Raw genomic sequence first — 25,642 nt, 5'->3', positions numbered from 1 at the left:
GGGTGGCCATGGCCACCCCCTTTGTTTTGTTACCCAGGCTGTCACCGGCGCGGTCAGCTGCGCAGTGGCAGCCAGTGCCCTGCCTTGCTGCGGCAAGCGGTGTCCTGCCACTGCTGGCTGGCTTGGCCTATGTAGAGCTGCTCGCGGTAGTCGCGGCACCAGAGGCCATTGGGATGGCGAAAAGTGCGCAGCGGCGTGACGCTGCCCGAGTGGTGGTTGGCGGGGTTGAACCAGGTGAGACTCTGGCCCTTGGGGCGGGTTTGCAACGCCTCGGCCAGTGCCTGGTTGGCCAGCGCTACGTCCTGCTGGTCCATCTGGTGGTAGAGCGGGGCCGACTGCTGGGCGGCACAGCCGAATAGCCACAAGGAGAGGCAGATCAACAGATAACGGCTCATGGCTGCTCCTTGGTGCTAAAGCCCTGTTGGATCAGCGCTTGCTCCTGCGCATCGGTCAGGGTCTGGTCGCGATCGTCGACCGTACCGTCTCCCTGCAGCTTGTTGCCGTCAGCATCGACGGCGTCTACTCCGTTGTCGTCGACCGTGCCGTCGCCCCGGATCTCGTTGCCATTGGCATCGACGGCGTCCACTCCGTTGTCGTCGACCGTGCCGTCGCCCCGGATCTCGTTGCCGTTGGCATCGACGGCGTCCATGCCGTTGTCGTCGAGGCCATTACCCAAGCCACGCCCGCCACCGTGACGATCTCCGCCGGCGTGACGTTCCCCGCCGCCATGCTGTTCACCACCGGCATGGCGATCTCCTCCTGCATGTTGTTCGCCACCGGCGTGTTCACCCTGACCATGGTCATCGCCGCCATGGCTACTGCCGCCGCTGTCGCTGCTTCCACCGCTGTCGCTGCCTCCACCGCTGTCGCTGCCTCCGCCGCTGTCGCTGCCTCCGCCGCTATCGCTGCCTCCGCCGCTATCGCTGCCTCCGCCGCTGTCGCTGTCACTGCCGCCACTACCACTGCTGCTGTTTCCACCACCACCTCCGCTTCCACCCCCACCGCTATTGCCATCGCCATCCTTGTTGTGAACGATCAACTCATTGGCGATATAGCTGTGGCTGTCATCGAGGATCAGGTTGAACAGTGCCGTGGTGGGCGGGGCGTCAATCCAGCAGAGGGACTCCACCAGCAGCAGGGCGGGCTGCGGGGCCAGCGCCAGGTTGCCTGCGCTGCCGTGCTCCGACCAGCCCAGCAGGTGCATGCCGGTAAAGAGCGGCAGCACGGCGAGGGTCGGGTTTTCGGTGCGGGTCATGGACGGCGTGATGGCCGCCCAGCCGCGGGTGGTCAGGAAGGGGTGTTCGGCGGTGAAGAAGGGGGTCAGCTGGTTGATCCCGTAGAGCCGGCGCTCCCCCAGCAGTACCCGCTCGACCGCCAGGATGCGGTTGCTGCGGCCATATTGATCCCGCACCCGTTCACCGGCCTGCAGGGTTTCGATGGGACGCACCTCCCCGTCGGCCATCAGGATGCGGGTGCCGGCCACGAAACAGGACTTGGCATAGGCCTGATTCACCTGCCACTGATGGTGGCTGAAGTCATAGCTGTACGGGGTGGCAAACAGGGCCAGGGCGATGGCCGAACCCACCAGCAGTCTGCGCTGGCTGGGTTTGAAAGTGGGCAGTGACATGGGGGACTCCTTGTCCGGCTGGGTTCACGTCATCAAGTATAGGGCGGGCTGATGGAGGGGTAGGGGAGCCATTGACAAACAAAACAGCATGGAAAAACGATTGGCGCCGGCCATAAAAGTGCGTAAAATCGCTTCCTCGATGCTTGTAGCAACGAATCCCGCCTAAAAAGCCAGTTTCATGCCCTCCCCAAGCAGTAAAAGGTAACAAATGACGCCATCTGGCTCATTCAGTGCCTTGAAAAAGTCTTGTGATAACTGAAAAGTGCCAAATATCCCTGTCAGTTATCAAAAAATTAAGGACATCCATGTTTTCCTTAGTCAAGCAAAGCGTCGCCGGGCTGCAAATCCTGTTTGTCGCCTTCGGTGCCATGGTTCTGGTGCCCCTGCTCACCGGACTTAACCCCGCCATGGCCCTGCTTGGCGCCGGTGTGGGAACCCTGCTGTTCCAGCTCTGCACCCGCCGTCAGGTTCCGATCTTCCTCGGTTCCAGTTTCGCCTTTATCGCTCCCATCATCTATGCCACCCAGACCTGGGGTCTGCCATCCACCATGTTCGGCCTGTTTGCCGCCGGTTTCATGTATTTCATCCTGGCTGCCATCATCCGGGCTCGCGGCATGGGGTTTGTGCACAAATTGTTGCCGCCGGTGGTGATTGGCCCGGTGATCATGGTGATAGGCCTCTCTGTCGCCCAGGTTGCCTGCAACATGGCGATGGGCCGTGCCGGTGGTGAACAGGTAGTGCCTGCCACCACGGCGCTGACGCTGGCGGGCATCTCGCTGGCGGTGACCCTGATTGCAGCCGTGTTCTGCAAGGGCTGGATCAAGCTGATCCCCATCCTGTGCGGTGTGATTGCCGGCTATGTCTCTGCCGTGCTGATGGGCCAGGTGAGCTTCGATGGCATGGCCAATGCCCCCTGGCTGGCGTTGCCCCACTTCGAAACTCCCGAGATCAACTGGGCTGCTGCGCTGTTCATGCTGCCGGTGGCCATCGCCCCCTGCATCGAACATATCGGTGGCGTGCTGGCCATCGGCGGGGTGACTGGCAAGGATTACACCAAGAATCCGGGTCTGCACCGCACCCTGGCCGGTGACGGTATCGGGGTCTGCTTCGCCGGCCTTATCGGTGGTCCTCCCGTCACCACCTACGCGGAAGTGACCGGCGCCGTGATGATCACCCGCAACTTCAACCCGGTCACCATGACCTGGGCCGCCGTGTTCGCCATCATTCTGGCCTTCTTCGGCAAGTTCAACGCCCTGCTCACCTCCATCCCCATGCCGGTGATGGGCGGTATCATGCTGCTGCTGTTCGGATCCATCGCCGCCATCGGTCTCAAGACCCTGGTGGAGTCCAAGGTGGACCTGGGTATGTCGCGCAACATCGCCATCGTGGCCGTGACCCTGACCGTGGGTGTCGGCGCGCTGGAGATGAAGATCGGTGACTTCGCCCTGGCTGGCGTGGGCCTGGCGTCCGTTGCCGCCATCCTGCTCAACCTCATCCTGCCCCAGCACTCCGAAGAGGGTGCCATGGAGTCCGCCAAGGATTGAGTGGCAACTTGATTGTTCGCATTGAAGGCCACCCTTGGGTGGCCTTCTTTATTGATATGCTCCGGGGAATAATCAGGAGCGCCATAAAAGATGAGAGGCAAGAAGGCGTCGGGTAGTCAGGCTTGCAGAGTATCTTCTGACCAGGGGGCGACCAGTTTGCACCAGGGGCCGGTTATCTCGCAGTATCCGGTCTCTTCAGTCGTCTGCCACCCCAGGCGATGATAAAACGCCACGGCTGCAGTATTGCGGGTCGCCACCTTGAGAGTGGGTTGGCGCCGCGCACTGGCCAGGCCCTGTTCGAGCAGGGCTCGCCCTATCCCCTGGCCGTGCCAGTCTGCGCTGACATAGAGATGATGCACAAAGTCATCGGGTTGCCAGATGGCAATGAAGCCACACAGAAATCCCCCTCGCTCTGCCACCCAGATGGTTTCTCCCTGGGTCTGGGTTGCAAAATCGTCGGCTCTGAAGCAGGCTGGATCGACCCAGTGAAAGGTGTCCCGACGGCTCTTGAGAAACAGGTTGGCAAGATGATGCCTGTCTTCTGGTGCCATGAGTCGGATCATGATGATCTCCCTGTTGAGGTGGTTGAGCGCTGGCAATACTTTGCAGCACGAGGCAGATAAGAAGGGTGTGATTAAGCGCTGTCCATTGTCTTTGCCCTGAGGCTATACTGCCGGAGTCCCCTGTATGGATGGCTTGAGGATCGCTGATTTATGGAAAATAAACAGATAGAAGGCAACATTTTTGTTCCTGCTCACATCGACGATGTCTGGCATGCCTGGACAACCGAGAGCGGTCTGCGCAGTTTTCTTGCTCCCGAGTGCCTGATGGTGGCGGAACCGAATGGTCCTTTCGAGATCTATTTCAGGCCAGATGCTCCGCTGGGAGAAAGAGGCAGCGAAGGGTGCAGGGTGATGGCGGTCATGCCCTATGACCTGCTCAGTTTCAGCTGGAATTTTCCACCTTTTCTGTCTCATATCCGCCAGCAAAAAACCCAGGTCAGCCTGCGTTTCGTGCCCGAAGGGCAGGGGACCCGGCTCTATTTCCTGCAAACCGGCTGGGCCAATGATCCTGATTGGGAGCAGGGCTATGCCTATTTCAGGGAGGAGTGGCTGGAACTCAGCCTGCCAAGGTTGCAGTACCGGTTTACCCACGGGCCCATCGACTGGAACAATCCCCCCGACAAATCCCAGCTCAAATCCCTGGCCCAGTAAGCCGAACATAAAAAAAACCGGCCAAAAGGCCGGTTGAAACAGTTCAGGCTTGTCAGGTGACAAACGTAACCAGTGGATGAGAGAGGTTTCCACTCCATGTGAAGTCCTGCCCTCTTGATTACGTGACGTCACTTTATGTCATGGTCACTGAATCGAGGCTGAACCATGGCATGATCCTTGCGGTGACAGGCTTTGCTCAGATCTTGAGTCCCATCGACTGGCGCAAATAAGCTCCCGCGCCGAGTAGTCCCGGACCCTCATGGGTGATCAGAAATACCGGGATATCCTTGAGGTAGGATTTGAAACGCCCCTTGTCTTCAAACGCCACCCGAAAACCCGAGCCGGTAAAAAACTCCTGGAAGCGCGGCACTATGCCGCCCGCAATATAGACGCCGCCAAAGGTGCCCATGTTGAGTGCCAGGTTGCCGGCAAAACGGCCCATCAGCACGCAGAACAGGCTCAAGGTGCGGCGACAGTCCAGGCATGAGTTGGCCAGGGCGCGCTCGGTAATGTCTTTCGGCGCCAGTGCTTCGGGTTCGCGACCATCGGATTTCACCAGGCCGCGATAGAGATTGACCAGCCCTGGGCCAGAGAGGAAGCGCTCGGCCGAGACATGACCCAGTTCGCCACGCATCACCTGCAAAACGGCGTCTTCCTCTTCGCTGTTGGCGGCAAAATCCACATGCCCCCCTTCGCCCGGCAGGCTCAGCCACTGCTCACCGGCCTTGACCAGATGGGCCACGCCAAGGCCGGTACCAGCTCCATAGATGGCGATGGGTTTGCCTGCCACGGGGGCACCTCCGCCCAGCTGGATGCGATCTTCTTCCGGCAGCACGGGAACAGCCATGGAGACGGCGGTAAAGTCGTTGATCACCAGCAGGCGCTCAAGACCGAGATTGGCCTGCATCTCCTTGATGGAGAATTCCCAGCTGTGGTTGGTCATGGCGACCCAGTCACCATTGATGGGGCAGGCGATGGCGATGCAAGCCTCGCTTACTTTTGCTGCGTGCTCATCCAGATAGAGGCGTACGACGGCTTCGAGAGAGGGGTGGGCAAGACCTGAATAGGTTTTTGCCTGGGAGATAGTGCCGGTGGCCAGCTCACACAGGGCCAGACGCGCATTGGTACCGCCGACATCGCCGACCAGCGCATGGGTATGCTGCATAACAACTCCTTCGTTACAGGCTTCGGACGACCGTTGGCGTCCCGAGATTATTGTTGGATTGTGACGGACCATTCTATCCGAGCTCGGCCCCGCTCACCCACCGGAACGGCACAAACGTGCGCCTGCTCACAGTGTTGTTGCTTTGCAACATTTGTAAGCGCTTTCAGGGCAAGGTGACGTTTTGTAACGAAAAGTACGAAATAATTAGAGATGAGTCATACTTTGTATGGCAGGTGTTAGTTGCGATAACCACTTGTCTTGTATAGTCATCAGGTTGATTGGAAACCTGCTTAGCCGTAAGTTGAGTGCAAAGACACTGAAGCTAAATTACAAAAAATGCCTGGTGGTGATGATGAATACCCTTGATAAAATTACAAACAACTTGGAAAGTTTCAGTAAATCAGAACGCAAGGTCGCCGAGGTGATCCTGGCGTCTCCCCAAACTGCCATTCACTCCAGCATCGCCGCCCTGGCCAAAATGGCCGACGTCAGTGAACCGACCGTCAACCGTTTTTGTCGTCGTCTCGATACCAAGGGTTTTCCCGATTTCAAACTGCACCTGGCCCAGAGCCTGGCCAATGGTACACCCTATGTGAACCGTCACGTAGAGGCGGAAGACGGCCCCGATACCTATACCGCCAAGATCTTCGAATCCACCATGGCCTGCCTGGATGCGGCCAAAAACAGCCTGGATATCTCAGCCATCAATCGCTGCGTCGATATCCTGACCCAGTCCAAGAAGATCAGCTTCTTCGGCCTTGGCGCCTCTTCGGCCGTCGCCCGCGATGCCCAGAACAAATTCTTCCGCTTCAACATCCCGGTAGTGAGCTTCGATGACATCGTCATGATGCGCATGAGCTGCATCAACAGCTCAGAGGGGGATGTGGTGGTGCTCATCTCCCACACCGGCCGTACCAAGGCGCTGGTCGAGATTGCCGCGCTGGCCCGCGAAAACGATGCCACCGTCATCGGCATGACCGCCAAGGATTCGCCGCTGGCCCGCGAGTGCAACCTGGTGCTCTCCATGGATGTGCCGGAAGACACCGATGTCTATATGCCGATGGCCTCCCGTATCGCCCAGCTGGCGCTGGTGGATGTGCTGGCGACCGGTTTCACCCTGCGCCGGGGGATGAAGTTTCGCGAAAACCTGAAAAAAGTGAAAGAGGGACTGCGCGAATCCCGCTTCGATACACCGCACTCTTCCTGAGTCGTCGGGGGGTGACCCCCGGCTGTCTATGCCACCCTGCTTTGGTGTAGTATTGTAATTTAATAACAAAAGCCACCCAGATGGCTGGCAAACGGATGCCTGTCGGCATCCGCTTGATGGGGCAGAATTTCAAGTCATATCAACTTCATATTGGAGTCTTTCATGCCTAGACGTACAAAGATTGTAACCACACTCGGTCCGGCTACCGACCGCGAAGGGATCCTGGAAGGGATCATCCGCGCCGGCGCCGACATGGTGCGGATGAATTTCTCTCACGGCACTCCTGAAGATCATATCCAGCGCGCCAACCAGGTGCGTGACATTGCTGCCAAACTCGGCCGCCACGTGGCCATCATGGGTGACCTGCAGGGCCCGAAAATCCGAGTTTCCACTTTCAAGGATGGCAAGATCTACCTGGCCATCGGTGACAAGTTCGTATTGGACGCCGCCCTCGGCAAGGGTGAAGGTTGCCAGGAGCAGGTGGGGATCGACTACAAGAGCCTGCCCAATGACGTGGTGCCGGGCGACATCCTGCTGCTGGACGACGGTCGTGTGCAACTGAAGGTAGAGCGTGTCGAAGGTACTCGCATTCACACCACAGTGACTGTTGCCGGCCCGCTCTCCAACAACAAGGGCATCAACAAGAAGGGGGGGGGCCTCTCCGCGCCGGCCCTGACCGAGAAAGACAAGGAAGACATCAAGACCGCCGCCCGCATGAACGTGGACTACCTGGCCGTCTCCTTCCCCCGCTGCGGCGATGATCTACGCTACGCCCGCGAACTGGCCCGCGAAGCCGGCTCCAATGCCAAGATCGTGGCCAAGGTCGAGCGCGCCGAAACCGTCGCCACCGATGAGGCGATGGAAGACATCATTCTTGGCTCCGATGCCGTCATGGTGGCTCGTGGCGATCTGGGCGTCGAGATTGGCGATCCCGAGCTGGTGGGGGTGCAGAAGAAGCTGATCCGCTACTCCCGTCGTCTGAACCGGGTGGTGATCACCGCGACCCAGATGATGGAATCCATGATCAATGCGCCGCTGCCGACCCGTGCCGAGGTGATGGACGTCGCCAACGCCGTGCTGGATGGTACCGATGCGGTGATGCTCTCCGCCGAAACCGCCGCCGGCCAGTTCCCCATCGAGACAGTGACCTCCATGGCCAGCGTCTGCGTGGGCGCCGAGAAGCATCCGAGCCTGAACGTCTCCAACCACCGCATGAGTTACACCTTCACCTCCGTGGAGGAAGCCGTCGCCATGTCCACCATGTATGCGGCCAACCACCTGGAAGGGGTCAAGGCGATCGTGGCGCTGACCGAATCTGGTACTACCCCGCTGCTGATGTCCCGCATCAGCTCCGGTCTGCCGATCTTCGCCCTGTCACCGCACAACAAGACCCTGGCCTGGACCAACCTCTACCGCGGTGTGACCCCGGTGCTGTTTGACGGCGACGAGACCAAGCCGGTCTACGAAGTGTGCCGCGACGCGCTGGACGTGCTCAAGGCCAAGGGATTGCTGCAAAGCGGCGACATGGTACTGCTCACTCACGGCGACAAGATGGAAACCGTCGGTAGTACCAACACCTGCAAGGTGATGATGGTCGAATAAGGCCTTTCATCCGCCAAGGCAACCAGAAAGCTGTTCACCGCGAGGTGAGCAGCTTTTTTTATATTCGTCTGCCGTACCGGTTACGAGGACCCATTGGCGAAGAGGCCGGGGATATAATGTGGCTCTCTGGCCTAAGCGGCATCCCACGGCTAAAACATGGTATGGTTTGCTGTCACAGCTGAAGACAGATTGCTTGTTACACCGCGAAGCATACGAGGAGATCTGGCATGAATCTGGGTAAAAAATGGGTGATGGCACTGTCGCTGGGGCTGGTGTTGTCACCGGCTCACGCGGACTGGGCCAAGTTGAAAGAGGCGGCGTCCGATCTCGGCACTGCGGTCAGCGAGACCAGCAAGGAGGTCTGGCAGGATGTCAGCGATTTCTCCAAAAAGAGCTGGGCCTCCGTCTCCGCCTGGGGCGAGGATGCGTTCAATACCGCCGGGGTCTGGACCGACAAGAGCATCGCCACCGGCAAGGAGTGGCTGGCGGTCGCCGACAAGAAGCTCGACGAGATGCTCGAACCCGAGACCCCGGAAGAGGCGCGTCTCGCCCTCAACACCATGGCCGATACCGCGCTGGTGAGGTTGTTCAACGAGCAACCTTCGGCCAAGTTGCTGTTTGACAAGGCATATGGTTATGCGGTGTTCGATTCGCGCAAGTTCTCCCTGATGCTCCATACCAATCAGGGGGCCGGGGTGGCAATCGATCGCACCACGGGCAAGCACACCTACATGAAGATGTTTGGCGCGGGTATTGCCGCGGGTCTGGGAGGCAAGTTTTACCAGCAGGTGATCCTGTTTGAAGACAAGGCGCGGTTTGATGCCTTCGTCACCCAGGGATGGGAAGCGACCTCGGAAGTGGGGGCCGTCGCTGGCAAGGAGAGCGCCGAGCTCACCGCCAAGTACAACGGTGGCATGGCCATCTACCAGATCGGCGAGAAGGGGTTGCTGCTGGATGCCAATATTTCCGGCTCCAAATACTGGATAGACAAGGATCTGACCCAGTGATTGCGCAGGCTTTGAGCAACCGCATCTTTTTCTTCGCTCACAGTGAATTGTTGTCTGTTTAAATGACGCAACTTGCAGTAAAAAGAGGGCCATTGGCCCTCTTTTTCATGGGCGCAAGCACGATTTGTCAGCAGAACAAGGAGAGTGGCATGACACAAGCAGCAGAACAGGGCGGGATGGACACGGCCCCGAGTTGGGACAAGCAGAGCGTCTATCTGCGTCTGCATGATGGGATCCCCATGGCCTTCTGGGTCAAGGGGGAGCAGGTCTCTCCCCTCGAGCCCAGCCCTGAAGGATCGCAATATCGCGGGCATTTCGGCTGGGGGCGTGCCGATGAGGCGACCATGGCCCTGGCGGATGCCATCGTTGCTAGGCTGGTGCTGGAGAGACTGATCCCTCCCGAGCTGGCGGCGAGCCGCGCGGGTTACCTTCACAACGAAGTGCTGGTCAAGCTGCCTGCCGGGGAACACTACGATCTGCATCTGAGCTATCTGAGGTTGTTGTTGGGCGAGGGGGCCGTGCCGCGGCCGTGACTGGCACCGGTTCGTCATCGCCTTCTGCGACCACCCAATCCCTTGGCCTGAGGAGATTTTTCCTAATTGGCACTCTTATTGCTTGGAGCCTGTCAGCGTCAATGATTTGTCTGGGGATGAAAAATGGAAATTAGTGCAAGCAGCCTGATGCAAGAGATGCAGGCCCTCAAGATTGAGGCAGGCGCCACACCGCTGACACAACCCGGTCGCCAGGTGACTTCCGATTTTGGCCAGTTGCTGCAGCAAGCACTTGGCAACGTCAACGAATTGCAAGGGGCAGCCAACGATCTGCGCACCCGTTTCGATATGGGTGACAAGTCGGTGGATCTGTCGGAAGTCATGATCGCAGGCCAGAAGTCCTCCATTGCCTTCGAGGCAACGGTACAGGTCCGCAACAAGATGGTCGATGCCTACAAGACCATCATGAACATGCCAGTGTAAGGATTTGAATCGTGGCTACTGACCAAAACGGCGAACTGCTGATGAACGATGAGGGCACTGCCGCCCTCGATGAAAATGAGCAGAAGAGTTCGGCGCTGGGCTTTCTGTCCAACACCGACGTGCTGCGGCAAATCACCCTGATCCTGGGGCTGGCCATCTGCCTGGCCATCGCCGTCTTCATCCTGTTGTGGGGCAAGGAGCCGGACATGCGTCCCCTCGGCACCTACACCACCCAGGAACTGGTCAAGACCCTCGATTTTCTCGATCAGCAGAAGATCCCCTATCAGGTAGACGGCAAGAGCGTGCTGGTCAGCGCCGAAAACTACCCCGGCATCAAGCTGGCCCTGACCCGTGCCGGTCTGGTCAATGCGAGCGACATGACCAATGACGGCGAAGATATTCTGCTCAAGGATTCCAGCTTCGGCGTCAGCCAGCGGATGGAGAGCGAGCGTCTCAAGCTGAGCCGCGAGCGCCAGCTGGCCAGCGCCATCGAGCAGTTCCAGAGCGTGGCCAGTGCCCAGGTGCTGCTGGCCATCCCCAAAGAGAACGTGTTTGCCCGCAACGAGCGCAAACCCAGCGCGACCGTGGTACTCAAGCTCAAGGGCGCCGCCCTCAATCAAGGGGAGGTGGACTCCATCGTCGACATGGTCGCCTCCGCCGTGCACGGCCTGGTGCCGACCCGCGTCACAGTGACCGATCAGAACGGCCGTTTGCTCAACTCCGGTTCCCAGGATCCCGTCTCTGCCCAGACTCGCAAGGAGTTTGCGATGCAGCAGAAGCAGGAACTGGAATACAAACAAAAAATTGACGCCATCCTGATCCCGGTGCTTGGCGCCGACAATTATACGGCGGAGGTCGATCTCTCCCTCGACTTCTCCCAGCAGGAGCAGACCCGCAAGACCTACAATCCTGACTTGCCGGCGGTGCGCTCCGAAATGACCCTGGAGGAGAACAGCTCCAGCGGCAGCAATGGCGGCATCCCAGGGGCCCTCTCCAACCAGCCCCCCGCCGCCTCCAACATTCCCGAGCAGGCGACCGGTGGCGAGTCCGGCTCCGCCGCCTCGGGCCGCTCCCGCAAGGAGGCGACCCGCAACTTCGAACTCGATACCACCGTCAGCCACACCCGTCGCCAGATGGGGGGCATTCGCCGCATGACCGTCTCGGTCGCGGTGGATTACAAGTCGGTGACCGGTGCCGATGGCAAGGTAACTCGCGAGGCGCGCACCCAGGCCGAGCTCGATACCCTGCGCCGTCTGCTCGGCGGTGGCCTTGGCTTTGACGTGACCCGGGGTGACACTCTGGAAGTGGTCGCCATTCCGTTCAACCGTCCCGAGCTGGAAGTGGTGGGTGAGCCGCCGCTCTACGAACAGCCCTGGTTCTGGCGCGCAGTGCGCATCGCTGCCTCCGTGCTGGTCATCATCGTCCTTATCGTCACCGTGGTGCGCCCCATGCTCAAGCGCCTGCTCTACCCGGATGCCAAGCCAGAAGGGGAGCTGGATTTCGACAACCACACCGTGCTGGGTGGCGACGACGAACTGAGCCTGTTGGCAGCCCAGGCAGAAGCCGAGCCCGTGTTTGGACTGCGCGATGGCCAGCTCAAGCTGCCTGATCTGCACCGGGATGAAGACTTGCTCAAGGCGGTCCGTGCGCTGGTGGCGAACGAACCGGATCTGGCCGCTCAGGTCATTAAAGAATGGGTAACCAAAGATGCCTGAAGAGAATAAAAGCCAGGTCACCGGCAACGATATCACCGAAAGCCAGCGTCTGATCCTGGATCAGATGTCCGGCATGGAGATGGCGGCGGTGCTGATGCTGAGCCTCAATGAGGAGGATGCCGCCCAGATCTTCCGCCACCTCGAGCCCAAGCAGGTGCAGCGGCTCGGCATGTCTATGGCCTCCATGTCCGACTTCAGCCACGATCGGGTGGCGGCGGTGCACCGCCAGTTTATCGACGACATCCAGAAGTACACCAATATCGGTATCGGCAGCGAAGACTTCGTGCGCAAGGCCCTGGTGGCGGCCCTTGGCGAAGACAAGGCTAGCAACCTGGTGGATCAGATCATTCTGGGCTCCGGTGCCCGCGGCCTCGATTCCCTCAAATGGATGGATGCCCGCCAGGTGGCGAGCATCATCCAGAACGAGCACCCGCAGATCCAGACTATCGTGCTCTCCTATCTCGAGCCCGAGCAGTCCGCCGAGATCCTGAGCCAGTTCCCGGAGCAGGTGCGCCTGGATCTGGTGATGCGTATCGCCAACCTGGAAGAGGTGCAACCGGCGGCACTGCAAGAGTTGAACGACATCATGGAGAAACAGTTCGCCGGTGCCGCGGGCGCCCAGGCAGCCAAGATGGGCGGCCTGAAGGCGGCGGCCAACATCATGAACTACCTGGACACCAACATCGAAGGCCAGCTGATGGACTCCATCCGCGAGTCGGACGAGGAGATGAGCCAGCAGATCCAGGATCTGATGTTCGTGTTCGAAAATCTGATCGATGTGGACGATCGCGGCATCCAGACCATGCTGCGGGAAGTGCCCGGCGATCTGCTGCAACGGGCCCTCAAGGGCTCCGACGATCAGATGCGCGAGAAGATCTTCAAGAACATGTCCAAACGGGCCGCCGAGATGCTGGCGGACGATCTGGAGGCCATGGGCCCGATCCGGGTCTCCGAAGTGGAGGCCGCCCAGAAGGAGATCCTCTCCATCGCCCGCCGTCTGGCGGATGCCGGCGAGATCATGCTGGGCTCCGGTGGCGGCGACGAGTTCCTCTAAGCCATGATCAACAAGTGGTATGGTGATGGCGGGCCAGCAACTGGCCGCGACGAGGAGCGCTGCTGAAAGATGAACAACAAACTGCGTGGCTATGTGCGCCCGGACAACGATAACACCCAGGTAGAGACCTGGGGCTGGCCCGAGATGGAGGTCGAGTCCGAAGTCGAGACCAATGCGCTGGGACTCTCCCCTGACTGGTACCAGCAGGAAGAGGAGGTGGTGGAGCCGGAGCCCGAACAGGAGCCGACTCCCAGCATCACCGCCGAGGAGCTGGAGGCCATTCGCCAGGCCGCCTGGGAAGAGGGGATGGCCGAAGGCCGTGAGGCGGGATTTGCCAAGGGGCTGGAAGAGGGCAAGCTGGAGGGCTTGCAGCAGGGGCATGCCGCCGGCCTCGAGCAGGGACGTGAGGAGGGACTGGCCATGGGCCGCGAGCTGGTGGAGCAGGAGATTGCCCACTGGCAGGAACTGGCCTCCCGATTGGCCAATCCCCTGAATGAGCTGGATCAGGCCGTGGAGCAGCAGCTCATCGCCCTGGTACAACAGCTGGCCCGTGCGCTTATTCGCCATGAGGCCGAGACCTCGCCCCGCCTGCTGCTGGAGGCGCTCAAAGAGGGGCTGACCCTGCTGCCCGCCGCCGAGCAGGGGGTCACCCTGATGCTGCATCCCGACGATCTGGCCCGGGTCGAGCAGGCGTTCGGGGCCGAAGAGTGCGCCAAGCGCCACTGGCGACTGCAAAGCGATCCCACCCTCTCCCCCGGCGATCTGCAGCTTGCGACCGAACTCTCCAGCATCGATCTGACCCTGGCGGGGCGTATCGATCAGCTGCTGCGCAACTTTCTGCGGGACAACGCATCCCGGGATCCCCATTCATGACAGCGTCCGGGTTGGCTGAGGCCGACCCGGGCGTTTTTTCGTTTCAGAGGAGGCCAGATGAGCGGCTCGTTGCTCAACCGGTTGCAAGGGTATAGGGTTCGCGATAGCGCGCCCAAACCGCCCGTCGCCGGAAAATTGACCCGGGTGGTGGGGCTGACCTTGGAAGCCATAGGTTGCCGCGCCGCCATCGGTGCCCTCTGTCACATCGATACCCTGGATGGCACTCTGGAAGCGGAAGTGGTCGGCTTTTCCGGCGATCGCCTCTACCTGATGCCGAGCGAGCAGCTCAAGGGGGTGATCCCGGGAGCACGTGTGGTGCCCATCACCGAGGAGCACGGCATTCCGGTCGGCATGAACCTGCTCGGCCGGGTCATCGATGGCATCGGCCAGCCCCTCGACGGCCTCGGTCCCATCCTCTCCTCCCACTCGGTGCAGTTCGCCCAGCATCGCATCAACCCGCTCTCCCGCCGTCCCATTCATCAGCCGATGGATGTGGGGGTGCGCGCCATCAACGCCGTGCTGACCGTGGGTCAAGGCCAGCGGATGGGGCTGTTCGCCGGCTCCGGCGTCGGCAAATCCGTGCTGCTCGGCATGATGACCCGCGGCTCGGTGGCGGACGTGGTGGTGGTGGGCCTCATCGGTGAACGGGGCCGGGAGGTGAAAGAGTTTATCGAAGAGATCCTGGGGGAGGAGGGGCGTGCCCGCTCCGTGGTGGTGGCGGCCCCTGCCGATGCCTCGCCCCTGATGCGTCTCAAGGGGTGCGAGACGGCGCTCGCCATCGCCGAGTATTTTCGCGATCAGGGGCTCAACGTGCTGCTGCTGATGGATTCGCTCACCCGCTACGCCCAGGCCCAGCGCGAGATCGCGCTGGCGGTGGGTGAGCCCCCGGCGACTAAAGGGTATCCACCCTCTGTGTTCGCCAAATTGCCGGCGCTGGTGGAGAGGGCGGGCAATGGCAGCGACGGCCAGGGCTCCATCACGGCGTTTTTTACCGTGCTGACGGAAGGGGACGATCTGCAGGATCCCATCGCCGATGCGGCGCGAGCCATCCTCGATGGCCACATAGTGCTGTCGCGCGAACTCGCCGATTCGGGCCACTATCCGGCCATCGACATCGAGAAATCCATCAGTCGGGTCATGCCCATGGTCACCTCGCCGGAGCACATGGAGCTGGCGCGCACCCTCAAGCAGTTTTACTCCCTCTATCAGCAGAACCGGGATCTCATCACCATCGGTGCCTACAGCCAGGGCTCGGATCCCCGCATCGACCGCGCCATCATCCAGAAACCCTATCTGGATCAGTTCTTGCAGCAGGGCATGCGCGAGGTCATCCACTATGACGATGGCCTGCAAGCCTTGCAGATGGTGGCCATGCCGCTGATGCGCTGACGACGGATGATGGGAGAGAGCGGCGATGAGTAAAGGGTTGGTGTTGCTGGCCGAACGGCTGGTCGAGGCCGAACAGCAGTGTGCGCTGGCGCTGGTCAAGGCGCAGCAGGATCTGAAGTTGTTCATGGATCAGCAAAACGCCCTCAACCAGTACCGCCAGATCTATCACCAGCAGTGGACCGATCGTGGCCTGCAGGGGATCAGCGCCCAGCAAAATACCCAGTATCACGCCTTCATCAACAAGCTCGAACAGGCCGCCACCCAACAGAGCGAAGGGGTGCAGCAGGTGCGCCAGGCGCTGGAGCAGCGGCAGGAAGCCTGGCTGGCGGCCCAGCAGCGGCGCAAGGCGGTGGAGCTGCTGCTGGAGAAGCAGGCCAGCCGCGAGCAGCAGAAGGCCCAGCGTCAGGAGCAGAAGATGCTGGATGAGTACGCCATACTGAGGCGTTTCCATCAATCTGGCCTGTAACTTGCTTTGAACTGAACATTGCCGGTAGCCCTGACGTGGGCACCTCCAGAATTCAGGGATCCCATCATGATGCAGACAGTGTTGACACAGGCGCCTTCGACTCTGACGAATGGCTTGGAAAATGCCTCCCTGAACGGCGTGGCGGAAACCGGCGGCAGCGATGGCGGCAACCCGTCCGGACAAAGAGGGGATTTCGCCACCGAGATCGCCAAGGTTCAGGGGACGGGCTCGGCGCCAGAGCGCGTAAAGAGTGCCCCCGAGGCTTCTTCTTCCCAGACAGCCAAATCTTTGGCGACCGATGAGGTGTCGTCCGAGGTGGAGGCTGCCGGCTCTGACAAACCCGCCAAATCCGATAAATCCGACACGAAAGCAGAGGATCTCCCCGCCAGCGACTTTCTGCTCCGTCTGCAAGACTCCCTCAAGCTCGACACCACCCTGGTCACGGCGCCGGCGGTGCCCTCGCCTGCACAAGTGGTGGCGGAACAAGACGCGGCCATCGACCCCGCTTTTGTGGCGAACGGCAATCTCTTGCCGCAAGAGGGGGAGGGTGACGTGCTGGCCGATAACGACGGGCTCTCGTCATCAGCGGGCAAGCTGGCCCATACCCTGGCTGCCAAAGGCGGCGAGACGGCCCAGTCGGCTTCAAACGCCATGCCTTCCTTGTCGTCAGCCCTGACGGAGGGAAGCCAGCCCACCGCGTCCCTGGTGGATGAAGCCGAGGCCGTGCAGTCCAGGATGGTCCCGGCAGATGAAGGAAAAGGCGTATTGGCCGATGCCGTATTGGAGGGGGAAGATGACAAGGTCTCTCTCAAGGATGATCCGCGACTGTCTGGTGCCGTGAAAGGGGACAAGCCCCTCTCTGCCCAAGATCGTCTGGCCCAGCTGGCTGGTCGCCTGCCCGGTGAGGAGCAGACGCCTTCCCTGAAGCAGGGTGAGGCGGTGCAGGGGAAAGAGGGGGAAGAGAGCAAGAGTAAACCCGACATCCCCCCCATGGCGAGCAAGGTGTCACCTGGCCAGGGCGCGCCCCTGCAGGGGCCGGCTGCGGCGGCCAGGGCGTTCGGTGAAGGCATCAAGCAACCTGATGCCAGCGTGCAGGCCAGCGCCTCCGAGGCTCGGAGCAAGGGAGAAGAACCCGCGCAGAGTGGCCAGCAGGCCGCACCCGCCAATTCAGCCAGCAGTGATGCCAGCGCGGCCAAGGCGGCCAGCGCCAATGCCGCGGTACAGAGCAGCCCGGTGGCCGCCGGCGATGCGGGCACCACACCTCCTGTGATGACGGCGCCGCAACAGGCACTGGCCCAGGCCCAACCCCAGGGGCCCCAGGCTCCGCTGTCGACCATCTCGGCCGGTATCCAGCAGATGGAGGTGACAGGTAGCAGCGAGCTGCGCAAGGCGATGGCCCAGGAGGTGAAGCAGAAGGTCGCCGAGGCGAGCAAGAGCCGGTCGGGCGCCGCCTCCGCCAGCACTGGCAATGACGCCCAGAGCGTGCAGCCGGGGCAGGGTAGCCAGCCGCAACCCCAGGTAACGGAGAGCAAGGGGCCAACCATGCCGGAGGCCGGCGTGCGCCGTGAGCCGCAATCCTTGCCCCATCTGAACCTGGCCAGCAAGGATGCTCCCGCCGAGCTGCACCAGAAGGTCAATGTGATGCTGGCGGACAAGCTGCAGCAGGCTGAGATCCAGCTCGACCCCCTCGGCCTTGGCAAGATGAAGATTCAGATCCAGATCGGGGCCGACAGCCAGGCCAACGTCCATTTTGTGGTACAACATGGTCAGACCCGCGAGATGCTGGAGCAGACCATTCCCCGGCTGCGCGAAATGCTGGCCGGTCAGGGTATCCAGCTCGGTCAGACCCAGGTGCAGCAGCAGGCGCCCCAGCAGGGTCAACAGGGGCAGCAAGGCTTCAGTGGACAGGGTCAACAGGGCCAGCAGGGTGGCCAGTCAGGCGCTTCCGAGGGACAAGGTGGCGTCGAGGTGGCGAGTTCCGGCCGAAGTTTGCTGGCGGAATCGACAAACGGTTCCGGAATTGATTTCTATGCTTGATGCAATCCCGAGTAAGTTTATGATACCGAACAAGTTTGAGACTAGGGTGGACAAGGGATGGCTGACGATAACGAACTGACGCTAAAAGACCCCGCTGCGGGCAAGAAAAAAAAGCTGATCATTATCATTGCCCTGGCCGTCATCTTGCTGGCCGGTGGCGGTGCAGGGGCCTGGTTTATGCTCTCCGGCTCTGACAAACCGGCAGAGGGTGAGCAGAGTGAGCAGGCCGATGGCGCAGCGGCGAAGGATGCGGCGCCCCAACCGTCACTCTATGTCGGTATGCCCCGCCCCTTCGTGTTCAACGTGGCGGGGGCGCAGCGGGATCGACTGGTGCAGATCAAGATCCAGCTGATGGTGCGCGGCACCGCCGACGAGGCCTTGGCCAAGCAACATATTCCACTGATCGAAGGGACCCTGCTGCGGGTCTTCAGTGCCGCACCCGCCGAGCAGTTGATGACCTTCGAGGGCAAGGAGAAGCTGCGCAAGGATTCACTGGAAGAGTGCCGTCGGGTGCTCAATGACCTGGTCTCTTCCCCCGTTATCGAACAAGTGCTGTTTACCGGCTTTGTAATGCAATAGGTGAAGCGTGAGCGATCTGTTAAGTCAGGACGAAATTGATGCCCTCTTGCACGGTGTCGATGATGTCGAAGAGGAAGAGATAGGGGCGGCGGGGGATCCCGGTGTCGCCCAGTTTGACTTCTCCTCCCAGGACCGCATCGTCCGTGGCCGGATGCCGACCCTTGAGCTGGTGAACGAGCGTTTTGCCCGCCATATGCGCATCAGCCTGTTCAACATGATGCGCCGCACCGCCGAGGTCTCCATCAACGGCGTGCAGATGCTGAAATTCGGCGAGTATGTCCACACCCTGTTCGTGCCGACCAGTCTCAACATGGTGCGTTTTCGTCCCCTCAAGGGCACGGCGCTCATCACCATGGAGGCTCGTCTGGTCTTTATCCTGGTGGAGAACTTCTTCGGCGGCGATGGTCGTTACCATGCCAAGATCGAGGGGCGCGAGTTCACCCCGACCGAGCGACGCATCATCCAGATGTTGCTCAAGCTGGTCTTTGAGGATTACAAGGATGCCTGGGCGCCAGTGATGGACGTGGGCTTCGAGTACCTCGACTCCGAGGTGAACCCGGCCATGGCCAACATCGTCAGTCCCACCGAGGTGATCGTGGTGAGCTCGTTCCACATCGAGCTGGACGGCGGTGGTGGCGACTTCCACGTCGCCATGCCCTACTCCATGCTGGAGCCCATCCGCGAGCTGCTCGATGCCGGTGTCCAGAGCGACAAGGGCGACACCGACGTGCGCTGGAGCAAGGCCCTGCGCGACGAGATCATGGACGTCAAGGTGGAGCTGAGGGCCAAGCTGCTGGAGACAGAGCTCACCCTGCGCGAGCTGATGGAGCTGCAGCCCGGAGACATCATTCCGGTGGACATGCCGGAGAACCTGCTGGTGTTTGTGGAGGATCTGCCCACCTTCCACGCCAAGATGGGTCGCACCAAGGACAACGTGGCGCTCAAGATCACCGACAAGCTCAAACGCCCGGAAGGGGTCAAGACAGAGATGCATCTGGTGACCCGGGGCGGTGTACGCATCGATGGCGAAGCCGAGCTGGAAGAGCTCGAGCGCAGCATCGAAGATCAACAGCCATAATCGGCCCCTGAAGCCATTCAGGGGTCACGAAGTAGCATAAGGAACCAAGATGAGCGGAACTGATGAAGAGGATCTGATGGCGGATGCCTGGGCTGCCGCGCTGGAGGAGCAGGTAACGGCGGAAGCCAAACCGGCCCCCCTCGAGGAGCTGAAGGACGATGCGCCAATCAGTGCCGAGGAGCGGCGCAAGCTCGACACCATTCTGGATATTCCGGTCACCATCGCCATGGAGGTGGGCCGCAGCCAGATCAGCATTCGCAACCTGCTGCAACTCAACCAGGGCTCCGTAGTGGAGCTGGATCGCGTGGCGGGCGAGCCGCTGGACGTGCTGGTCAACGGTACCCTGATCGCCCACGGTGAGGTGGTGGTGGTGAACGACAAGTTCGGTATCCGTCTGACCGATGTCATCAGCCAGATAGAAAGGATCAAGAAGCTCAAATGACAAGATTCATAGTGTCGCCGATATGGGCTCCCCGGATGCTGACCAAGAAGTTCGGCATCCCTTCTGTGTTGGCCGATGCCATCAGCCAGATTGAACGGATCAAGAAACTCAAATGATGCGCCTGCTCCTGTTACTGCTGTTGCCCTTGCCCGCGCTGGCCGACGTCGGGGGGGCGGCCAATCCTCCCAGCCTGAGCTCCTGGCTGCTCTCCAGCCTGATGGTGATCGGCCTCATCCTGGTGCTGGGCTTTCTGCTCAAGAAGAGCAAGATTGCCAACGCCATGGGGGGCGGGCAGATGCGGGTCATCGCCAGCCTGCCGGTCGGCTACAAGGAGAAGCTGATGGTGGTCAAGGTGGGGGAGCAGCAGCTGCTGATCGGGGTCACCCCGCAGCAGGTCAATTTCCTCTATCGTCTGGAGGAGCCGCTGGACGAGAGCCAGCCCCAGGCGTTTTCCCAGCAGCTCGGCAAATTGATGGGCAAGCATGAACAAAGCTAACTGGATCTGGCTGCTGGTCGGCCTGCTGTCACCCCTTGCCATGGCCCAGGACGGCGGCATGTCGGCGGTGACCGTCAAGACCATGGCGGACGGCAGTCAGGAGTACAGCCTGACCCTGCAAGTGCTGGCCTTGATGACGGCGCTCTCTTTCCTGCCGGCCATGGTCATCATGATGACCTCCTTTACCCGCATCGTCGTCGTGCTCGGCATCCTGCGCCAGGCCATCGGTCTGCAGCAGAGCCCCTCCAACCAGGTGTTGATCGGCATCGCCCTGTTCATGTCGTTCTTCATCATGTCACCGGTGCTGGATCGCATCAACAACGAGGCGCTGCAGCCCTATCTGGCGGAGACCATCCAGGCCAAGGAGGCACTCGAGCGAGCTCAGTTGCCCATCCATCAGTTCATGCTGGCCCAGACCCGGGTCAAGGATCTCAATACCTTCATGGAGATCGCCAACGTCCAGGTGGCCAAACCCGCCGACGTGCCGCTGCGGGTGCTGATCCCGGCCTTCGTCACCAGCGAACTCAAGACTGCCTTCCAGATCGGCTTCATGCTGTTCCTGCCGTTTCTGGTCATCGACCTGGTGGTAGCCAGTATTCTGATGGCCATGGGTATGATGATGCTCTCCCCGATGATCGTCTCCCTGCCATTCAAGCTGATGCTGTTCGTCATGGTGGATGGCTGGAACCTCATTCTGGGATCGCTGGCCAACAGCTTCGGACTGGGTGCCGGCTAAGCCGGCCAAGCGCAAGGAGCCCTGCATATGAGTCCGGAAACCTTTGTCGACGTCTTTCGTGAGGCGCTTTGGCTGGTGAACATCATGGTGAGCGCCGTGATCCTGCCCAGCCTGTTCGTCGGCTTGATGGTGGCCATCTTTCAGGCTGCCACCTCCATCAACGAACAGACCCTGAGCTTCCTGCCCCGTCTCATCGTCACCCTGTTTGCCCTGGGAGCGGGGGCCCACTGGGGCCTGCAGAGCCTGATGGACTTCTTTACCCTGATGGTCAGCCAGATCCCCGAGGTGGTGGGATGACCTACACAACCGCTCTTATCATGGAGTGGTTGTCTTCCATCCTTTGGCCACTGGCGCGGGTGAGCAGCCTCCTGATGGTGATGGCGGTGTTCGGCAGTCGCCTGACGCCGGCGCGCGTGCGCATGGGGCTGGCGCTGGCCATCACCTTTCTGATCTCGCCGCTACTACCCAAGATGCCGCCGGTCGAGCTCTTCTCCGTCGGCAGTTTTCTGGTGCTGGCCCAGCAGCTGCTCATCGGTGTGGCGCTGGGTCTGATGACCCAGTTTCTGATGGAGAGTTTCGTGATGGCCGGCCAGGTCATCGCCATGCAGACCAGCCTGGGTTTTGCCACCCTGGTGGATCCCATGAATGGCCAGTCGGCCCCCGTAGTGGGCCAGTTTTATCTGATGCTGGCGACCCTGGTCTTTCTCGCGGTGGATGGTCATCTCATCATGCTGCGCCTGGTGATCTTGAGTTTCGAAACCCTGCCGGTGTCGGACACCGGGCTGTCGCTCCCCTCCATCCGGACCCTGATCGGTTTTCTCGGGGTCATGTATCAGGCCTCTCTGGTGATGGCGCTCTCCGCTATCGTCGCTCTGCTCCTTATCAACTTTGCGTTCGGCGTCATGACCCGGGCGGCCCCCCAGCTCAACATTTTCAGTATCGGCTTTGCGGTCAGCATGATGTCGGGTCTGCTGATCCTTTGGCTCACCATCGGCGGCTTCCTCGGTCATTTCGATACCATGTGGGAGAGGGTGCAGGAGGTCAGCTGCGAGCTGATCGGCACCCAGTGCTTCGGAGGCACCCATGGCTGATACCGATCAGGAACGTACCGAACAACCCACGGGCAAACGACTGCAACAAGCCCGTGAAAAAGGGCAGATTGCACGCTCCAAGGAGCTGGGGACCGCCAGTGTGCTGCTGGCGGCCGTGTTCGGATTGCTGATGATCAAGGCTTCCCTGGCGACCGCCATGATCAAGGTGCTCACCATGGGCTTCACCCTGGATCGGGATCAAGCCTTTGACCCTGCGGCCATGATCGCCATGGTGCCGGCCCTGTTGTCGGAATTGATACTTCCCTTGGGGATGCTGTTTGCGCTGGTGGCCATCGCCGCCTTCGTCGGCAATATCTTGATGGGGGGGATGAACTTCTCCACCGAGGCCATGATGCCCAAGTTCAGCAAGCTGAGCCCCATCAACGGCTTCAAGCGGATGTTCGGCGTGCAGTCTCTGATTGAATTGGTCAAGTCCATCGCCAAGGTGGTCTTCATCAGCCTGTTCGCCTGGTGGATGCTGTCGAGCCAGTTCAACCACCTGCTCAACCTCTCCCTGGAGGGCTTCCCCGGCGGCATCATAGATGCACTGGAGCTGTTTTTGTGGATGCTGATCATCCTCTGCTGCGCCCTCATTCCCATCGTGGCCATCGACGTGCCGTTCCAGCAGTGGAACCACATGCGCCAGCTCAAGATGACCAAGCAGGAGGTGAAGGACGAATTCAAGGACAGCGAGGGCAAGCCCGAGGTGAAGGGGCGGATCCGCCGCCTGCAGATGGAGATGGCGATGCGCCGCATGATGGGGGAGATCCCCAAGGCCGATGTGGTGATCACCAACCCGACCCACTATTCGGTAGCGCTCCAGTATGAGGCGGGCAAGCCCGGTGCGGCGCCCAAGGTGATCGCCAAGGGGACTGACGAGATCGCGATGAAGATCCGGGAAATCGCGCGGGAATATGAAATTCCCATCATGCCCTCTCCCGAACTGACCCGGGCCATCTATCACTCCACCGAGCTTGGGCGCGAGATCCCGGAAGGGTTGTTTGCCGCAGTGGCTCAAGTGCTGGCCTATGTCTTCCAGCTCAAGAAATTCCGTCGTGGCCAGGGGCGTCGTCCGCAACCTCTGGCCAAGGATCTCCCCATCCCACCTGAATATCGCAAATGACAAACTTCTGACGTCGTCAAAATAAAATCATTCAAAATCAATACATTGAATTGTTGGCTCAATGTTTGCTTTAATTTGCCATCTGCGAGTTGAAATTGAGAATGGCGATGGAATTCAAGGCATCATTGGGCCGCTTAAAAGAGTACAGAGGGCTGCTTGGCAAAGGGTTTGGCACCCCCTTGCTGGTACTGGCATCCCTTGGCATGGTGGTGCTGCCCATCCCGCCGCTGATGCTGGATATCCTCTTCTCCTTCAACATCGCCCTCTCCATCGTCGTGTTGCTGGTGGCCGTTTATACCCGGCGCCCCCTGGAATTTGCAGCCTTCCCGACCGTGTTGCTGGTGGCTACCCTGTTGCGACTGGCCCTCAACGTTGCCTCTACCCGGGTGGTGCTGCTGGAAGGTCATAACGGCAGCGCGGCGGCAGGCCATGTGATCGAGGCCTTCGGCAACGTGGTGATCGGTGGCAACTATGCGGTCGGCATCATCGTCTTCCTGATCCTGATGATCATCAACTTCGTGGTGGTCACCAAGGGTGCGGGACGGATTTCAGAAGTTAGCGCCCGCTTCACCCTGGATGCCATGCCCGGCAAGCAGATGGCCATTGATGCCGACTTGAACGCCGGCCTGATCAATCAGGAAGAGGCGAAGAAGCGCCGTCAGGAGGTCACCCAGGAAGCGGACTTCTACGGCTCCATGGACGGTGCCTCCAAGTTTGTGAAAGGGGATGCCATTGCGGGCATCATGATCCTCTTCATCAACATCCTGGGTGGTTTCATCATAGGGATGGCCCAGCACAATCTGACCTTCGGCGAATCGGCCGAAATCTATACCCTGCTCGCCATCGGTGATGGCCTGGTTGCCCAGATCCCTTCGCTGCTGCTCTCCATCGCCGCCGCCATTATCGTAACCCGCCAAAATACCGATCAGGACATGGGCACGGCCGTGCTGGGCCAGCTGTTCGATAATCCCAAGGCGCTGATCATCTCCGCCGCCATCCTGTTGATGATGGGTCTGGTGCCCGGTATGCCGCACTTTGCCTTCCTGAGCCTGGGCGGCCTGGCGGCGCTGGGGGCCTGGTGGCTGCTGCGCCGCGAGAAGCTGGCTGCGGCCAAGGCGGCCAAGGGCGAGCTGATGCCTGCTACCGCAGAGCAGCCCCACGAGCAGAAAGAGCTGAGTTGGGATGACGTAATGCCGGTGGACATCATCGGTCTCGAGGTGGGTTATCAGCTCATCCCGCTGGTGGATCGCAATCAGGGCGGGGAGCTGCTCAACAGGATCAAGGGGGTGCGCAAGAAGCTCTCCCAGGAGCTGGGCTTTCTGGTGCCGGCGGTACACATTCGCGACAACCTGGATCTGGCACCCAACCAGTATCGCATTACCCTGATGGGGGTCAGCACCGGCGAGGCCAATGTCTACTATGACAAGGAGATGGCCATCAACCCGGGTCAGGTCTTTGGTCAGGTGCAGGGGATTGCCACCCGGGATCCCGCCTTCGGGCTGGAAGCGGTCTGGGTCGCCAAGGAGCAGGTCTCCCATGCCCAGACCCTGGGCTATACGGTGGTGGATACCGCCACCGTGGTGGCGACGCATCTGAGCCAGATCCTCGCCAACCATGCGGCCCTGCTGCTGGGTCATGACGAGGTGCAACAGCTGCTCGACATGATCGGCAAGCATCAGAGCAAGCTGGTGGAAGGGTTGGTGCCTGAGGTGATCAGCATGGGCAACCTGGTGAAGGTATTGCAGAATTTGCTCAATGAGGGCGTGCCAATTCGCGACATGCGCACTATCCTGCAGACCCTGGTCGAATACGCGCCGCGCAGCCCAGATCCGGAAGTGCTCACGGCCGCCTGCCGGATTGCCCTGCGCCGCCTCATCGTCCAGGAGATTGCCGGTCCGGATCCCGAGCTGCCGGTGATCACCCTGGCTCCAGAGTTGGAACGTATATTGCATCAATCACTGCAGGCAGGTGGCGGCGATGGTGCAGGGATTGAACCTGGCTTGGCGGAGCGGATGCAGCGCTCGCTGGTGGAAGCAACACAACGGCAAGAGCTGGAAGGTCAGCCAGCCGTGCTTCTGACATCGGGGATCTTGCGCAATACCCTGGCCAAATTTGTCAAGAATGCCATTCCTGGATTACGTGTTCTGTCTTATCAGGAAGTGCCTGACGACAAGCAGATTCGCATCGTCAGTGCGGTGGGACAGAACTAGTTAGCGGAGACGA

At 60.5% G+C, this 25,642-nt stretch carries 26 protein-coding genes; 22 read left to right on the top strand and 4 right to left on the bottom strand.

The features are described from left to right. Positions 1 to 53 precede the first annotated feature (53 nt). Positions 54 to 395, bottom strand: coding sequence for an RT0821/Lpp0805 family surface protein (locus I6L37_RS20200; protein WP_216992800.1), 342 nt, complete (start codon positions 393 to 395; stop codon positions 54 to 56). Continuing rightward, positions 392 to 1,627 (bottom strand): hypothetical protein, encoded by a 1,236-nt coding sequence (locus I6L37_RS20195; RefSeq protein WP_216992799.1) that lies wholly within the window; start codon positions 1,625 to 1,627, stop codon positions 392 to 394. Before I6L37_RS20195 ends, I6L37_RS20200 begins: the two co-directional genes overlap by 4 nt. Before the next feature lie 305 nt (positions 1,628 to 1,932). Here I6L37_RS20195 and I6L37_RS20190 point away from each other — a divergent pair, with 305 nt between their 5' ends. After that, positions 1,933 to 3,171, top strand: a complete 1,239-nt coding sequence (locus I6L37_RS20190; RefSeq protein WP_061475577.1) for a uracil-xanthine permease family protein — start codon at positions 1,933 to 1,935, stop codon at positions 3,169 to 3,171. 116 nt (positions 3,172 to 3,287) lie between these two features. Here the strand turns inward: I6L37_RS20190 and I6L37_RS20185 are convergent, their stop codons facing one another. Further along, positions 3,288 to 3,734: a GNAT family N-acetyltransferase gene (locus tag I6L37_RS20185; RefSeq protein ID WP_216992798.1), complete on the bottom strand. Its 447-nt coding sequence runs from the start codon at positions 3,732 to 3,734 to the stop codon at positions 3,288 to 3,290. Between the two features lie 150 nt (positions 3,735 to 3,884). Between I6L37_RS20185 and I6L37_RS20180 the strand changes: the two genes are divergently transcribed. Then, positions 3,885 to 4,385 carry an SRPBCC domain-containing protein gene (locus I6L37_RS20180; RefSeq protein WP_042024815.1) on the top strand — a complete coding sequence of 167 codons (501 nt, stop codon included), beginning with the start codon at positions 3,885 to 3,887 and terminating at the stop codon, positions 4,383 to 4,385. A gap of 196 nt (positions 4,386 to 4,581) precedes the next feature. Here the strand turns inward: I6L37_RS20180 and glk are convergent, their stop codons facing one another. After that, positions 4,582 to 5,622 (bottom strand): glucokinase, encoded by a 1,041-nt coding sequence (gene glk / locus I6L37_RS20175; RefSeq protein ID WP_223380160.1) that lies wholly within the window; start codon positions 5,620 to 5,622, stop codon positions 4,582 to 4,584. A 280-nt stretch (positions 5,623 to 5,902) separates the two neighbouring features. Here glk and I6L37_RS20170 point away from each other — a divergent pair, with 280 nt between their 5' ends. The 20 genes from I6L37_RS20170 to flhA all read left to right on the top strand — a co-directional run bounded on the left by I6L37_RS20170 (position 5,903) and on the right by flhA (position 25,629). Further along, the gene (locus tag I6L37_RS20170; protein WP_167334817.1) at positions 5,903 to 6,757 is read left to right on the top strand and encodes a MurR/RpiR family transcriptional regulator; all 855 of its coding nucleotides are present in this window, start codon (positions 5,903 to 5,905) and stop codon (positions 6,755 to 6,757) included. A 162-nt stretch (positions 6,758 to 6,919) separates the two neighbouring features. After that, entirely contained in the window at positions 6,920 to 8,359 is a 1,440-nt protein-coding gene (pyk, locus tag I6L37_RS20165; protein WP_026456067.1) for a pyruvate kinase, read from the top strand. A 227-nt stretch (positions 8,360 to 8,586) separates the two neighbouring features. Beyond that, the gene (locus I6L37_RS20160; RefSeq protein ID WP_201940288.1) at positions 8,587 to 9,366 is read left to right on the top strand and encodes a hypothetical protein; all 780 of its coding nucleotides are present in this window, start codon (positions 8,587 to 8,589) and stop codon (positions 9,364 to 9,366) included. A 149-nt stretch (positions 9,367 to 9,515) separates the two neighbouring features. Next, on the top strand, positions 9,516 to 9,899 hold the full coding sequence (locus I6L37_RS20155) for a hypothetical protein (protein ID WP_216992797.1): 384 nt from the start codon (positions 9,516 to 9,518) through the stop codon (positions 9,897 to 9,899). A 123-nt stretch (positions 9,900 to 10,022) separates the two neighbouring features. Beyond that, positions 10,023 to 10,340, top strand: a complete 318-nt coding sequence (gene fliE / locus I6L37_RS20150; protein ID WP_026456070.1) for a flagellar hook-basal body complex protein FliE — start codon at positions 10,023 to 10,025, stop codon at positions 10,338 to 10,340. Between the two features lie 11 nt (positions 10,341 to 10,351). Beyond that, complete coding sequence (gene fliF / locus I6L37_RS20145) at positions 10,352 to 12,055, top strand: flagellar basal-body MS-ring/collar protein FliF (protein ID WP_216992796.1); 1,704 nt, start codon at positions 10,352 to 10,354, stop codon at positions 12,053 to 12,055. Further along, entirely contained in the window at positions 12,048 to 13,109 is a 1,062-nt protein-coding gene (gene fliG, locus I6L37_RS20140) for a flagellar motor switch protein FliG (protein ID WP_026456071.1), read from the top strand. The genes fliF and fliG overlap by 8 nt, the downstream gene beginning before the upstream one ends. A 69-nt stretch (positions 13,110 to 13,178) precedes the next feature. Next, the gene (gene fliH, locus I6L37_RS20135; protein WP_216992795.1) at positions 13,179 to 13,982 is read left to right on the top strand and encodes a flagellar assembly protein FliH; all 804 of its coding nucleotides are present in this window, start codon (positions 13,179 to 13,181) and stop codon (positions 13,980 to 13,982) included. Positions 13,983 to 14,039: 57 nt separating this feature from the next. After that, positions 14,040 to 15,371, top strand: coding sequence for a flagellar protein export ATPase FliI (gene fliI / locus I6L37_RS20130; protein ID WP_216992794.1), 1,332 nt, complete (start codon positions 14,040 to 14,042; stop codon positions 15,369 to 15,371). Positions 15,372 to 15,396: 25 nt separating this feature from the next. Further along, positions 15,397 to 15,837 (top strand): flagellar export protein FliJ, encoded by a 441-nt coding sequence (gene fliJ / locus I6L37_RS20125; RefSeq protein ID WP_216992793.1) that lies wholly within the window; start codon positions 15,397 to 15,399, stop codon positions 15,835 to 15,837. A gap of 66 nt (positions 15,838 to 15,903) precedes the next feature. Further along, a complete protein-coding gene (locus tag I6L37_RS20120) occupies positions 15,904 to 17,874 on the top strand; it encodes a flagellar hook-length control protein FliK (protein ID WP_216992792.1) in 1,971 nt (656 codons plus the stop codon). 57 nt (positions 17,875 to 17,931) lie between these two features. After that, a complete protein-coding gene (fliL, locus tag I6L37_RS20115; protein ID WP_042072164.1) occupies positions 17,932 to 18,453 on the top strand; it encodes a flagellar basal body-associated protein FliL in 522 nt (173 codons plus the stop codon). A gap of 7 nt (positions 18,454 to 18,460) precedes the next feature. Beyond that, positions 18,461 to 19,531, top strand: a complete 1,071-nt coding sequence (fliM, locus tag I6L37_RS20110; RefSeq protein WP_216992791.1) for a flagellar motor switch protein FliM — start codon at positions 18,461 to 18,463, stop codon at positions 19,529 to 19,531. Between the two features lie 49 nt (positions 19,532 to 19,580). Continuing rightward, positions 19,581 to 19,973, top strand: coding sequence for a flagellar motor switch protein FliN (gene fliN, locus I6L37_RS20105; RefSeq protein WP_011705280.1), 393 nt, complete (start codon positions 19,581 to 19,583; stop codon positions 19,971 to 19,973). Positions 19,974 to 20,085: 112 nt separating this feature from the next. Next, a complete protein-coding gene (gene fliO / locus I6L37_RS20100) occupies positions 20,086 to 20,469 on the top strand; it encodes a flagellar biosynthetic protein FliO (RefSeq protein WP_042024823.1) in 384 nt (127 codons plus the stop codon). After that, complete coding sequence (gene fliP / locus I6L37_RS20095) at positions 20,456 to 21,205, top strand: flagellar type III secretion system pore protein FliP (protein WP_042024824.1); 750 nt, start codon at positions 20,456 to 20,458, stop codon at positions 21,203 to 21,205. Before fliO ends, fliP begins: the two co-directional genes overlap by 14 nt. A gap of 27 nt (positions 21,206 to 21,232) precedes the next feature. Next, positions 21,233 to 21,502: a flagellar biosynthesis protein FliQ gene (gene fliQ / locus I6L37_RS20090; RefSeq protein ID WP_042024825.1), complete on the top strand. Its 270-nt coding sequence runs from the start codon at positions 21,233 to 21,235 to the stop codon at positions 21,500 to 21,502. After that, positions 21,499 to 22,296, top strand: a complete 798-nt coding sequence (gene fliR, locus I6L37_RS20085) for a flagellar biosynthetic protein FliR (RefSeq protein WP_201976925.1) — start codon at positions 21,499 to 21,501, stop codon at positions 22,294 to 22,296. Before fliQ ends, fliR begins: the two co-directional genes overlap by 4 nt. Further along, complete coding sequence (gene flhB, locus I6L37_RS20080; RefSeq protein WP_026457795.1) at positions 22,289 to 23,419, top strand: flagellar biosynthesis protein FlhB; 1,131 nt, start codon at positions 22,289 to 22,291, stop codon at positions 23,417 to 23,419. The genes fliR and flhB overlap by 8 nt, the downstream gene beginning before the upstream one ends. 107 nt (positions 23,420 to 23,526) lie before the next feature. Next, positions 23,527 to 25,629, top strand: coding sequence for a flagellar biosynthesis protein FlhA (gene flhA, locus I6L37_RS20075; RefSeq protein ID WP_124240498.1), 2,103 nt, complete (start codon positions 23,527 to 23,529; stop codon positions 25,627 to 25,629). Positions 25,630 to 25,642 lie beyond the last annotated feature (13 nt).

The organism is Aeromonas sp. FDAARGOS 1407 (assembly GCF_019048725.1).
Lineage (GTDB): Bacteria > Pseudomonadota > Gammaproteobacteria > Enterobacterales > Aeromonadaceae > Aeromonas > Aeromonas enteropelogenes.
This window is presented reverse-complemented; position numbering and strand designations above follow the sequence as displayed.